This is a genomic window from Providencia sp. PROV024, assembly GCF_032709665.1.
GTDB lineage: Bacteria > Pseudomonadota > Gammaproteobacteria > Enterobacterales > Enterobacteriaceae > Providencia > Providencia huashanensis.
On record NZ_CP120545.1, the window covers coordinates 4,390,107 to 4,404,017 of the forward strand.

Here is a 13,911-nt window from a genome sequence, read left to right on the forward strand (position 1 = left end):
CTCGTGACCCAAACAGTTTAATGTGTATTTTTATTCAAATAAAGTGCATGAATATTGATACTATTATGGATAAAGGCTGTCAACAGTGAATATTAAATTACCTGCATTTATTGAGATTTATCGTCAATTAATTGCCACTCCATCGATTAGTGCGACTGATTCTCATTTGGATCAAAGCAATAAAGCCCTTGTGGAACTTTTAGGTGGTTGGTTAGAAACTCTCGGTTTTTCGGTTAACATCCAACCTGTGCCGGAAACACGTGATAAATACAACTTACTCGCTTCTATCGGTGAGGGTAACGGTGGGCTAATGTTATGTGGCCATACCGACACAGTACCATTCGATGAGGGCCGTTGGAGTAAAAACCCATTCGAGCTGACTGAGCACGATGGTAAGTTATATGGGCTTGGTACCGCAGATATGAAAGGTTTTTTCGCCTTTATTGTTGATGCGTTAAGAGATATGGATTTAACAAAACTCCAACGCCCACTGCATATCTTAGCAACTGCTGATGAAGAAACGTCAATGGCAGGTGCACGTTATTTTGCGGCTAACACAGCACTACGCCCTGATTTTGCTATTATTGGTGAACCTACGTCTTTACAACCTATACGAGCACATAAAGGGCATATATCGAACGCCATTCGCATTACTGGGCAATCAGGGCATTCCAGTGACCCAGAGCGTGGTGTTAATGCGATTGAATTAATGCATGAATCGATTTCTCATTTGATGACGCTCAGAAATACATTGAAAGAGCGTTTTAATAACCCTGCTTTTGTTATTCCATACCCAACTATGAACTTTGGGCACATTCATGGAGGGGACGCGGCAAACCGTATCTGCGGCTGTTGTGAGTTGCATATGGATATTCGCCCACTACCAGGGCTGACATTGCAAGATCTGGATGAAATGTTAAATCATGCCCTTGAGCCTGTCAGCACCAAATGGCCAGGCCGTATAGCAATAGAATCAATGCATCCACCAATTCCTGGCTATGAATGCCCAACAGATCACAAAATGGTTGCTGTGATTGAACAGTTACTAGGGCAAAAAGCAGATACCGTAAATTACTGTACTGAAGCGCCATTCATTCAAGAACTGTGCCCGACCTTAGTACTTGGCCCAGGTTCGATTGAGCAAGCACACCAACCTGATGAGTTTATTGATATGCGTTTTATAGAACCGACTCGTCAGCTAATTAGCCAAATGATAGAACACTTCTGTTTTACTAAACAAAATCAATGATTGCCTTAAAAACGCATGGCTATATTTAGCGCCATGCGTTTTTATCATGAATTTTTTTCCTGTTACCTTTGAAAAAACCTCAGCGTCTATATTTAATTTAAGGGTTGACTATCGACCAATATCCGGTAATCTCTATTTAGCCGTCTAAACGTATAGACGCGTACATGGATGTGATTATTTATAAAGATCATAACTCACAAAGATAATAATGAGTCTGCAAATTGCGAGGTTACAGGGTATGAGTTTTTTTCACGCAAACCAGCGCGAAGCGCTAAATCAAAACTTAGCTGAATTAGATGGCCAAATTAATGTTTCATTTGAGTTTTTCCCACCTCGCAGTGAAGAGATGGAGCAAACACTTTGGAAATCTATCGATAGACTCAAAACCTTAAAACCTAAATTTGTATCAGTGACCTATGGTGCCAACTCAGGTGAACGCGATCGAACCCATAGCATTATTAAAGATATCAAAGATAAAACAGGTTTAATTGCAGCCCCTCATTTAACCTGTATCGATGCGAGCCGTGATGAATTAAAAGGCATTGCACGTGACTACTGGAATAATGGTATACGCCATATCGTAGCTCTACGTGGCGACCTACCCGATAACAGCAATAAACCCGATATGTATGCAACTGATTTGGTTGAACTATTAAAAGGTGAAGCCGACTTTGATATTTCAGTCGCTGCTTATCCAGAGGTTCACCCTGAAGCGAAAAGTGCCCAAGCAGATTTAATTAGCCTTAAAAAGAAAATTGATGCAGGTGCTAGCCGTGCAATCACCCAATTTTTCTTTGATGTTGAAAGCTACCTCCGTTTTCGCGATCGCTGCGTTGCAACAGGTATCGACGTTGAAATCGTCCCAGGTATTTTACCCGTTTCTAATTTCCGTCAGTTAGAGCGTTTTGCCAAATTAACCAATGTACGCATTCCCGCATGGATGAGCAAAATGTATGAAGGGTTAGACAACGACCCTGAAAGCCGTAACCTTGTTGGTGCGTCAATCGCCATGGATATGGTCAAAATTTTGAGCAGAGAAGGCGTGAAAGATTTCCATTTTTATACCCTTAACCGCTCTGAACTTACTTATGCAATCTGTCATACGTTAGGAGTTAGGCCTTAAAGGGCGAGTTTACAGCACATAAGTTCATTAAAGGGGCTAGTTGCCCCTCACCCTATAAATAGACTAAACCAAGGCTGGGTTAGGAACATTAACGTGAATGAATACGGGTTGTTGCTCATTCTCAAATTGTTCTATCGTAAATTTTTGATAATTTAAATTGTTATACCCTCTAAATAAGAGTATCCCCCGCTGCAAATCAGTCAATACTGTCCAAACTGAAAACTCGGTTAGGTAAAGCTTGAAGATATCATCTTCCCCTAATAATGGATCAACAGAGGCATTTTTAGGCCGGTCAAATTTATTCATGACGTGCCCTAATTCTACGAGCTGAACATTGGGGTCTGATACTTTATGATAGTAAGTTGAATAATAAACTGCCCGAACAAACCGCCCAACAGAGGTGTCAGCATTTGGCACTGCAGCAAGAGCGATACCACTATCAGGCTGGGAGAGTTTCATATTACCTAACGTGCTTGATGACACATCAACATTTGAGAGTTGGGTATAGTTATTAAGGTTAGTGAGATGCCAAGGAAATTCAGGGCCATTCGTCATACAGCGAGTTGGGTTGTCATAAACGTGCAAAACCCCCTTTGATACTTCAACCACGATACACGCCCCCGTTCTGTCATAAAAAGCATAATGAAAAGGGCTTGGCATATTACGCAGCAGTAATAATTTTTGTGACCAAAATGCCGTTTTAGGGATCGCTTTTTTCAACTCAGCGACTGTGGCGTATTGAGATAATGCCCACTCACCAATTGATGCAATCGGTACTGCTTTAGTATATTTTTTGGGGTTAAGGGGGGCTAATTCAGAATCTGTGATCATATTTAAACTAAAAGCTAACCCTCCGGAGTTAACGCCTTCAAGAACATCCCTTTCCCCTAAAATACTCACTGGCGCAGTAATTGCGATAAAAGGATACTTCACTTTATACTTTAGTCCTAAAGAGCCATCAGGGGCTTTACGCTGAAAAATATGGTTCTTCGGGTAATAAGTTAAAATTGACTCAGGTTCATCTGAAGAGAACTCTAATGTTCTACCGTGATAAACGTAATTATTTTTATCTGTGATTGCCAGAGATGTACAAGCAAACGCGCGAGGATTTGTGTTTTTTTCTAACATGTGAGCAGCCTTATCAAATAATATATTTGCCTATTACCATAATTACGATGAATAAAACCCATGATATTTAATAAATTAACCTGACTTATTTAAGGTATAATACATTCTGGCGTTTATATCCAACAAAATGAATATAAAAATAAAACAGAAAGGGGGAATTTAGCGTTAAATCTTTTTTAGAGCATCACATTAAATTTAAATTTAATGAAAACTAAATTTGAATTATTCGTTAATAATCATCACAATTATGAAATATGTAATCCATTTAATATGTTATAAAAACCCAACACTAATTAGCATCATCAGATAACGACAAACTAACTCATAAAGAATAAATTTACAGAAGTTAACCCCAAAATTTTCACTCATGATGAGTTAAGCAGCTAAAATTTCAGAGTAAACATGACTTAAAAAGACACCTAACCAATATTAAATATATTACTTCCCCCCATCCGCCATAGTTATAACCTTAATTTCATTCTAATTAAGATAATGGCTATTCAATTAATTTTTTTTAGTTTAAATCTTTGGATATTTAAAGAAGAGCGCGTATATTTAATATTGCTCTCAATATTAAATATCACATAATTACCACTTGGTTATTGAGGAAATTAAAATATGAGTAATCGTTCATTGAATCCAAAATATAATGGGATGGATGACGTTTATGCGTCATTAGAGTTATCAAAATCATTACCAAAAACTAAATTTCCATCAAAAGAACAAGAACCTCGCAATGTATTTAGTGCAGTGCGAGATGAATTAATGTTAGATGGTAATTCACGTCAAAATTTAGCAACATTCTGCCAAACTTGGGTAGATGATGAAATTCGTGACTTAATGGACTTATCTATCGATAAAAATATGATCGATAAAGATGAATATCCACAAACTGCCGAAATTGAAAACCGTTGTGTACATATGCTAGCGGATCTTTGGCATTCGCCAGATGCAGAAAATACCCTCGGCTGCTCGACCATCGGTTCTTCTGAAGCAGCAATGCTTGGAGGGTTAGCCTTAAAGTGGCAATGGCGTAAAAAACGTGCAGCAGCAGGAAAGCCAACAGACAAACCAAACATGATCTGTGGCCCTGTTCAAGTATGTTGGCATAAATTTGCCCGCTACTTTGATGTTGAACTCAGGGAGATCCCACTTGAAGGCGACCGCCTGATTATGAACCCTGAGGAAGTGCTTAAACGTGTAGATGAAAATACGATTGGTGTAGTACCAACGTTAGGCGTGACATTCACTTGCCAATATGAACCTGTTAAAGCAGTTCATGATGCATTAGATAAGTTACAAAAAGAAACGGGCTTAGATATTCCTATCCATGTCGATGGTGCAAGCGGTGGGTTCCTAGCACCATTTTGTGCGCCAGATTTAGAATGGGACTTCCGTTTACCTCGCGTAAAATCGATTAACTCTTCCGGACATAAATTTGGTTTAGCTCCATTAGGCGCAGGCTGGGTAGTCTGGCGTGAAGCGCAAGACTTACCTGAAGAATTAATTTTCAATGTAAACTATTTAGGTGGCAATATGCCAACCTTCGCGCTTAACTTCTCTCGCCCAGGTGGCCAAATTATCGCTCAGTACTATAACTTCCTGAGGCTCGGTCGTGAAGGCTATGCAAAAATTCATAATTCTTGCTACGCAACTGCGCAATTCCTAGCCCGCGAAATCGAAAAGTTAGGTCCATTTGAAATGATTTTCGATGGTGATAGCCAAAAAGGTATCCCAGCGCTGGCTTGGAAGTTGAAAAAAGGCGAGACCACCAGCAATTATTCCCTCTATGACATAGCAGATAAACTACGTAGTCGTGGATGGCAAGTCCCTGCATATTCAATGCCAGCAAACCGTGAAGACCTCGTTGTTCAACGTATCTTAGTTCGTCACGGAGTAAGTTTAGACTTAGCCGCATTGTTAATTGAAGATTTTAAACGCACGCTAGATTATTTCGAAAAACACCCAGTCAATAAACCGCTAACAGAAGATGAAGGCGGCGGTTTTAACCACAGTTAATTAGCTAGTCATTAGCTCTATTATTTATTAGCCAAAGAATGTCATGTTCTTTGGCTTCTATTGGGATCAGTCCTGTAAGACTGATTGTTTATAGACTTTAGGAGAACTCGTATGGCGACAACAACGACAGCTCCAGCCGCAAAACAGCTCACATTACTGGGTTTTTTTGCCATTACAGCCTCAATGGTAATGGCTGTATATGAATACCCAACGTTTGCAACATCTGGTTTTAGTTTAGTTTTTTTCCTATTGTTAGGCGGATTGTTATGGTTCATTCCTGTCGCATTATGTGCCGCAGAAATGGCGACAGTGGAAGGTTGGGAAGAAGGCGGTGTGTTCGCATGGGTTTCTAATACACTAGGTGAGCGCTGGGGATTTGCTGCAATTTCATTTGGTTACCTACAGATTGCTATTGGCTTTATCCCAATGCTGTACTTCGTGCTAGGGGCCTTATCTTATATTCTAAATTGGCCAGAATTGAATACGGACCCTGTAACCAAAACTATCGGGGCATTAGTCATTTTATGGGTGCTAGCTTTCACTCAATTTGGCGGGACCAAATATACTGCGACCATCGCTAAAGTAGGTTTCTTTTTAGGTATTTTACTTCCTGCACTCATTTTAGTGTTTTTAGCCATTAGTTATTTATCCAGCGGTGCCCCTTTAGCCATTGAAATCAGTGAAAAAACCTTTATTCCTGATTTTACCCAAATAGGGACATTGGTCGTTTTTGTTGCGTTTATTTTGAGTTATATGGGAGTTGAGGCTTCCGCAACCCACGTTAACGAAATGAAAAACCCAGGTAGAGACTACCCAGCAGCCATGTTTTTACTGATGATAGCAGCCATTTGTTTAAGCTCTATTGGCGGGTTATCTGTTGCTGTTGCTATCCCAAATAGTGAAATTAACCTGTCTGCCGGTGTAGTTCAGACATTCAACGTACTTGTTACACACTTTAATTCTTCCCTTGAATGGGCAGTGCGAATTATTGCAGCTTTATTATTGCTTGGTGTCTTAGCGGAAATAGCCTCATGGATTGTAGGGCCTTCGCGAGGAATGTACGTTGCGGCACAGAAAGGAATTTTGCCGCAAAGTTTCGCCAAAGTGAATAAAAATGGCGTCCCAGTCACACTGGTTGTCTCTCAATTATTAATTACAACTGTCGCGATTATCGTCCTCACCAATACTGGCGGCGGCGGGAATATGTCATTCCTTATTGCATTGGCACTGACGGTCGTTATTTATCTCTGTAGCTACTTTATGTTATTCCTTGGTTATATGCATTTAGTCTGCAAGCAACCTGAGAAGAAACGAGCGTTTAATATCCCTGGTGGCAAAGGTGTTAAATTACTTGTTGCCTCCGCTGGGTTTATTATTTCTATCTTAGCGTTTATTGTTTCATTCTTCCCACCAAGCTCATTACCCGGCGGAGTAAGTGATAATACTTACGTCACGCTACTTGCCGTCAGCTTTATAATTATCTTCTTACTGCCATTTGTAATTTATGCATTCCATAGCAAACAAGGTAAGAAAACCAATGTGGCGATGGTACATATCAAAACGCATAATGCACCAGTTAACCACTTCTTTATTCACCCTAGAGCGCGTTCTACCTATCATCTAGTGCATGATGATAAGCAAGATAGTAACTCCCCTAAGTAAGATGAAATAAAGATAAAAAAAGCTGCCGAATGAATTGGCAGCTTTTTTCTTAAATACGGCTGTAATACCCCTAGCCCGTATTACGCATCCCAGCAGCAACCCCTGCAATAGTGACCATCAGCGCTTGTTCTACGCGTGGGTCTGGGTGTTCTTGTTGGCGAGACCGGTGTAATAGTTCGGCTTGTAAAACGTTTAACGGGTCAGTGTAGACATTACGTAGTGCAATAGATTCAGCAATCCACGGTAAGTCCGCCATTAACGCTTCGTCTTTCGAAACCGCTAGCACACTTTTTATATCCTCCGACAGCTGATCACGTAGTTTTTGCCCCAACGGCCATAAACGTTCTTCCACTAAACGATGATCATAGTACTCCGCCAGCCATAGGTCTGCTTTCGCATAAACCATCTCTAACATAGCTATACGTGTATTAAAGAATGGCCATTGCTGCCACATTTCATCAAGAATGTTTTGTTTGCCTTCTTGTTCAATGACATGTTTCAGTGCTGCGCCCGCACCCAACCAAGCAGGAAGCATCAAGCGGTTTTGTGTCCATGCAAAAATCCAAGGAATAGCACGTAATGTTTCAACACCACCAGTAGGTCGACGTTTCGCTGGCCTTGACCCTAGTGGCAACTTGCCTAGTTCTAATTCAGGCGTAGCAGCACGAAAGTACGGAACAAAATCAGGCTGTTCACGTACATAGTCACGGTACATTGCACAAGAAACATCCGATAATGAATCCATCACCGATTTCCACTCGTTTTTCGGTTCTGGTGGCGGTAAGAGATTAGCTTCTAAGATTGCGCTTGTATACATTGCTAAACTACTGATAGTGACTTGTGGTAACCCGAATTTAAAGCGGATCATTTCCCCTTGTTCTGTAACACGCAAGCCACCTTTTAAACTCCCCGGAGGCTGAGACAGCAATGCAGAATGAGCCGGAGCCCCCCCACGACCGATAGTGCCACCACGTCCGTGGAACAGGGTCAGTGTCACACCTTCTTTTTCACACAGTTTAATTAACGCATCTTGTGCCCTGTATTGTGCCCACGATGCTGCCATTACCCCTGCATCTTTAGCTGAATCTGAATACCCAATCATCACCATTTGGCGGTCATCGATCAGCTCGCGGTACCATTCAATACTGAGCAGTTTTTGCATTACGCTTTCGGCATTATTTAAGTCTTCTAAGGTCTCAAATAATGGTGCGACAGGTAAACGAACTGAAGCGCCAGTTTCATTAAGCAATAATTTAACCGCTAAGACATCTGAAGGTACTTTAGCCATTGAAATTACATAAGCCGCAATCGAATCATTCTTCGCATTCGCAATAACACGGCAGGTTTCAAATACCTCTTGTGTTTCTGGGCTAGGCTGCCAATCTTGTGGAATTAATGGGCGGCGTGATTGCAGCTCGGACAGTAAAAATTGCTGTTTTTCCTCTTCCGACCACTGTGAGTAATCCCCCAGCCCTAAATATTGTGTGAGTTCTGCAATAGCCTCTGTATGGCGAGTACTTTCTTGGCGGACATCAATACGTACCAACTGTAAGCCAAAACTACGAATACGACGTAAGGTATCCAGCAGTTGCCCATTGGCAATAATTTTCATATTGCAGGCAATTAACGATTGATAACAGGCATATAGCGGGTCCCATAACTGGGCATTATCTGTCAATAAATCGGCGGGAGGCAAGGCTTGCTCACCTTTTACACGGCGCTCTAAATATTCTAATGTTGAGAATAATTGGCTACGCAAATTTTTAGCAATTTGGCGATACGGTTCATCCACATCATCGCCTCCAGCTAATGCACGTAACTCTGGGGTTGCCTCCGTCATGGACAGCTCAGAAACTAAAACCTGAATGTCTTTTAGGAATAAATCTGCTGCTTTCCAGCGACTTAGCAGTAAAACTTGACGAGTGACATCCGCCGTCACATTTGGGTTACCGTCACGGTCACCGCCCATCCATGACGTGAAACGGATTGGATTGGCTTCGACAGGTAAAACAGCGCCAATCGAGTCTTCGAGTTGTTCGTTAAATTCACGTAAAAATGCAGGAACCCCTTCCCACAGTGAATTTTCGACCACTGCGAAACCCCACTTCGCTTCATCAATTGGCGTTGGACGAATTTTACGAATTTCATCGGTATGCCATGATTGAGCGACTAATTGGCGCAGGCGCCGCATAATATTATTGCGCTCATAGTCCGCAATATCATCATGATCAAGCTGAGATAAACAGGTGTTTACTTCAACCAGTTTGTGGATCAACGTCCGACGTGCGATCTCAGTGGGGTGAGCGGTTAAAACTAATTCGATAGAAAGCTGTTCAACTGCTTTTTGAATGTCTGTATCAGTAAAGCTTTTTTCTTTTAAGCGGCCAAACAGATTTTTCAATGCGACGGGGTTACTTGCCGCTTCACCATGAGGTGAAATACTGTGGTATTGCTCAGCGACGTTTGTTAGGTTTAAGAATTGGTTAAATGCCCTTGCGACGGGTAGCAACTCATCATTAGAGAGGTTTTGTAATGTCATCAGCAGTTTTTGGCGCTGAACTTCATTACCTGCACGGGAAGATTTAGAAAGCTTACGAATGGACTCTACTTTATCGAGTATGTCTTCGCCTAAAGCTTCCTTGATGGTATCGCCGAGTAACTTACCTAGCATACTGACATTACTGCGCATTGCGGAATATTGCTGATTCATGAGACTCCTGACCTTGTGCTTCTGGCAGAATGCATCCCGCATGACTCACGGTTAACAGACTGCTACCTGTTTCCTGTAACAAAATTTCAGTCGGCTGCGTTAGAATTATCATTTTGTGATGCAGACCGCTAAATTTACCCTTCAATGTATATTCATATCAGAAAAAAATGACTTTGGGGGATTTTTCTGAAATTTAATTACAGATTCATTTTTATTAATTTTTCTTATTTAAGTATTGTTTCAGCGCAATATATCGTCGATTCAGCACTTTTAAGACATGAATAATGCTTAAGAATTAAATCATCAGAATAAAAAGACAGAAAAGAAGGCTGTAGATTAAAAATTTTCATGATGTATTGGTGCCAAATTTACATTTAAAGCACCAATACATTTAAACAATGATTACAACAATTGAGAAAGGCGGTTTAAATCAGATTGAATAGCCCCAGCAGTCACATCTCGCCCTGCCCCAGGACCTCTTATTACTAATGGGTTATCTCGATACCAGCGACTTTCTATCGCAAATACATTGTCACCCGGTAATAATGAAGCCAATGGGTGATTCGGTTGTACTGCCTCAACACCCACTTTAGCTTTACCTTTTACTGCATCAAACCGCGCAACATAACGAAGTACTAACCCCATTTCCTGTGCCGCTTCTAAGCGCTGTTGCATCTGTTCATTGATCACAGCACTATTTTCAAAAAACTCATCTAATGAGCCGGTTTGAGCTTGTTTAGGGACTAATGACTCAACACGTACGTCATTAGGTTCTATATCGTAACCAGCTTCACGGGCTAAAATAATTAACTTGCGCATCACATCTTGCCCAGAAAGGTCAATACGTGGATCAGGTTCTGTTAAACCTTGTTGCCACGCTTGCTCAACTAACTCACTGAACGGAACCGAGCCATCGAATTGCAAAAATAGCCATGATAATGTCCCTGAAAAAATACCGCTAATCGTCAGGATGGCATCACCACTTTCTTTTAAATCTCGCACCGTATAGTTAATCGGCAACCCAGCTCCAACTGTCGCATTATAAAGCCAGTGACGACCTGTTTTTGAAAATGCATCTCGAATTTGGCGATACTGAGCTGTTTGTGCGGCCCCTGCAATTTTGTTAGCACTAATAACATGAAAACCATAGCTGGCAAAATCAACATAGCTATCAGCCAAAGTTTCACTGGCGGTAACATCTAAGACAACTAAATCATCATAAGGGTGAGAACGCATCCATAAAAACAAGTTGTCATCTTCATGTTCCACCGCCTCGTCATCAAAAAATGCCAAAGCGCGACTAGGGTCGATCCCCTGATAATTTAATAAACTACGGCGGCTATCCACCACACCAGCCAACACGAAGTCAAAGTCACTACGAGCAGAAATATTAGGTTGCTCCGCTGCAAAAAGTTCCAACCAACGCGCGCCAATATTCCCTTTACCAAAGAGTACTAACCCTATACGTTTTTCCGCACGGAACAAGCTTTGGTGCATACCTTGGATTAAATGTTCAGTTTGGTTTGTACGCAATACGGCAACCAAGCTAATCGCATCTTCAGAATGCCAAATAAATTCAACAGGCTGCCCCTTCAACTCCTCATAAAAACGGTGGCTATGCAGAGGTTTTTTGCCAACACCCGCCCCCACTAAAGCAACCAAAGAAAAACCTTCACGCAGTGATAATGACCCCGGTAACCCGGCTTCCTCTAAGACATTCAACGCACTTTCAACAAGTTCTGAGGTATAACATAATTGAAGTAATGCACGGTCATGGTGAATACCAAGAGCTAATGGACGTAATTGGACCCGTTTTAATAGTAAGTCCACATCCTTACAGATTTGTTTGAAATCCCGCCCTGCAGCAATACGTAGTTCAATTAAGCAAACATCATCGTGACTTGTGACAATTTTAGCCCCAGCTCCTGATGCTAATACACGCTCTATCTTGGTTGAGCCTTGCTCTGGTTGGTAACTACACCTTAATTGCAAATCAATGTTACTGACAGAAACGGGCTGCAAGGTACGAGTATGTAAAACTGGCGCCGCTAAACGCGCCAATTCGCTAGCTTCATCAAGACGTAATAAAGGCAATAAACACGCATCTTTAACCTTACGAGGGTCTGCACTGTACACCCCTGCAACATCACTCCAAATGGTGACTTTATCAACATCGGCGAGCGCACCAACCTGTGTGGCTGAATAGTCGCTACCATTGCGCCCGAGTAATACGGTTTCGCCTTGCTGGTTACGGGAGATAAAGCCAGTAACAACAATACGTCGATTAGGTAATTGAGTTAATTGTTGTTGTAATAAATACCGTGATTGTATTTCATCTACCTGAGGCTGTGCAGCGCGTTCAGCACGTAAAAATAAACGCGCGTCTAACCAAGAACTTGCCATATCAGCTTGAGATAACACTTCAGACATAAGGCGCGCAGACCAAATTTCACCATGACCGACGACTTCTGCGTAAGTGACATCACTATTCGGCTTATCCAGTAAAACACTGAGTCGTTCTAAATCCTGAATGAATAATTGGCTTAATTCTTTTGCTTTTGGTTCTGGCAAAAGAGATTCAATTAAATCCAGTTGATAGCGGCGTAATATTTGCTGAGCTTGATGAGCCGAAATACGGTCAATCTGACTTAATTTCAACCAATTGATTAGTTGATTGGTTGTACTACCCGCAGCGGAAACCACCATTAAATCACCGGGTTGGCTATAGTTAGCCATAATAGCCGCGACTCGTTGATAACACTTCGCGTCCGCTAAACTACTACCTCCAAACTTATGTAACTGGCGGTGGCAAGGTGCCACCTCAACCGCTGTTAGTACACTCATCAAAAAACTCCGCTAACGTTGTGCCGCAACCTGAAATGCTTGCTCTAAATCTGTAATTAAATCCTGAGGGTCTTCAATCCCGACCGAAATTCTCAGCAAGCTATCCGTAATACCGGCTTGTGCTCGAGCTTCAGCGGACATCCCCGCGTGGGTCATTGTTGCCGTATGAGAAATCAGGGTTTCTACACCACCTAATGATTCTGCCAATGTAAATAAAGACAAGGCGCTCAGAAAACGACGTAGTTGTAATTCATCACCAGCAAATTCAAAACTTAACATTGCCCCAAAACCTTTTTGCTGCTTAAGTGCAATTTGATGCCCTGGATGATCTTCCAATTCAGGATAATACAATTTTTTCACTAAAGTCTGTGATTTAAGATACTTTACGATTTCTTGTGTATTCCTCTGCTGTTGTAAGATACGTGGCGATAAGGTTCGAATCCCTCGCAATAGTAAATAGCTATCAAAAGCCCCTCCAGTAACACCAATATTATTTGCCCACCACGCTAATTCTATTGCCCATTTTTCATCTTTGGCAATAACAACTCCAGCCACAATATCTGAGTGGCCATTAAGATATTTAGTGCATGAGTGGACAACAAAATCCGCCCCTAATGAAAGCGGTTGCTGTAAAATCGGGCTTAGAAATGTATTGTCAACAACGACTAATGCCCCTGCTTCATGAGCCAAATGAGCAATATGCTGTATATCAAAAATTCTTAATAGTGGGTTGCTCGGTGTTTCGATTAACACCAATTTAGGCTTTTTATCTAATGCCTTTTGCAATGCACTTTCGTCACTTTGGTCGACAAACTGTACTTGATAAGCCCCACGCTGGCTTTGGCTATTAAATAACCGGTAACTTCCCCCATAACAATCGTGGGGAGCTACAAGTAAATCACCCGGTTGTAAAAATACCGTACATAACAGATGAAGCGCAGACATACCGCTATTCGTCATTACAGCCCCACTTCCCCCTTCGAGCTGTGCTAATGTTTTTTGTACTATATCCCGCCCTGGGTTTCCTCGACGTGAATAATCATGAACTCGCGGCTGATTAAAGTCAGTAAAATTATAGGTACTGGACAAATAAATGGGAGGCACAACGCAACCAAATTGTTGATCTTCATTTAATCCATTATGAATTGCGATAGTTGACGGTTTGTAGGCCATAAA

Annotated in this window: 9 protein-coding genes; 4 read left to right on the forward strand and 5 right to left on the reverse strand. The window is 41.6% G+C overall.

Annotation, left to right across the window (positions count from 1 at the left end; all coding sequences use genetic code 11):
• Window positions 1-85: 85 nt before the first annotated feature.
• Together argE and metF are read left to right on the forward strand one after the other, a co-directional pair.
• Complete coding sequence (argE, locus tag P3L56_RS20360) at window positions 86-1,249, forward strand: acetylornithine deacetylase (protein ID WP_042846660.1); 1,164 nt, start codon at window positions 86-88, stop codon at window positions 1,247-1,249.
• Window positions 1,250-1,487: 238 nt separating this feature from the next.
• Entirely contained in the window at window positions 1,488-2,372 is an 885-nt protein-coding gene (gene metF / locus P3L56_RS20365; RefSeq protein ID WP_042846661.1) for a methylenetetrahydrofolate reductase, read from the forward strand.
• Between the two features lie 63 nt (window positions 2,373-2,435).
• Here metF and P3L56_RS20370 read toward each other — a convergent pair whose 3' ends face one another.
• The gene (locus P3L56_RS20370; RefSeq protein WP_042846662.1) at window positions 2,436-3,500 is read right to left on the reverse strand and encodes a linear amide C-N hydrolase; all 1,065 of its coding nucleotides are present in this window, start codon (window positions 3,498-3,500) and stop codon (window positions 2,436-2,438) included.
• A gap of 618 nt (window positions 3,501-4,118) precedes the next feature.
• On the opposite strand from P3L56_RS20370, the gene P3L56_RS20375 reads away from it, so the two are divergent.
• Entirely contained in the window at window positions 4,119-5,519 is a 1,401-nt protein-coding gene (locus P3L56_RS20375; protein WP_042846663.1) for a glutamate decarboxylase, read from the forward strand.
• 111 nt (window positions 5,520-5,630) lie between these two features.
• Complete coding sequence (gadC, locus tag P3L56_RS20380; RefSeq protein ID WP_272686267.1) at window positions 5,631-7,181, forward strand: glutamate:gamma-aminobutyrate antiporter; 1,551 nt, start codon at window positions 5,631-5,633, stop codon at window positions 7,179-7,181.
• A 70-nt stretch (window positions 7,182-7,251) separates the two neighbouring features.
• Here the strand turns inward: gadC and ppc are convergent, their stop codons facing one another.
• The 4 genes from ppc to metB form a co-directional block, all read right to left on the reverse strand.
• Entirely contained in the window at window positions 7,252-9,891 is a 2,640-nt protein-coding gene (ppc, locus tag P3L56_RS20385; protein WP_042846665.1) for a phosphoenolpyruvate carboxylase, read from the reverse strand.
• Window positions 9,860-10,003: a hypothetical protein gene (locus P3L56_RS20390; RefSeq protein WP_155405705.1), complete on the reverse strand. Its 144-nt coding sequence runs from the start codon at window positions 10,001-10,003 to the stop codon at window positions 9,860-9,862. The genes ppc and P3L56_RS20390 overlap by 32 nt, the downstream gene beginning before the upstream one ends.
• 290 nt (window positions 10,004-10,293) lie before the next feature.
• Window positions 10,294-12,735, reverse strand: a complete 2,442-nt coding sequence (locus tag P3L56_RS20395; RefSeq protein WP_042846666.1) for a bifunctional aspartate kinase/homoserine dehydrogenase II — start codon at window positions 12,733-12,735, stop codon at window positions 10,294-10,296.
• 12 nt (window positions 12,736-12,747) lie between these two features.
• On the reverse strand, window positions 12,748-13,908 hold the full coding sequence (gene metB, locus P3L56_RS20400; protein WP_042846667.1) for a cystathionine gamma-synthase: 1,161 nt from the start codon (window positions 13,906-13,908) through the stop codon (window positions 12,748-12,750).
• Between the last annotated feature and the right edge of the window lie 3 nt (window positions 13,909-13,911).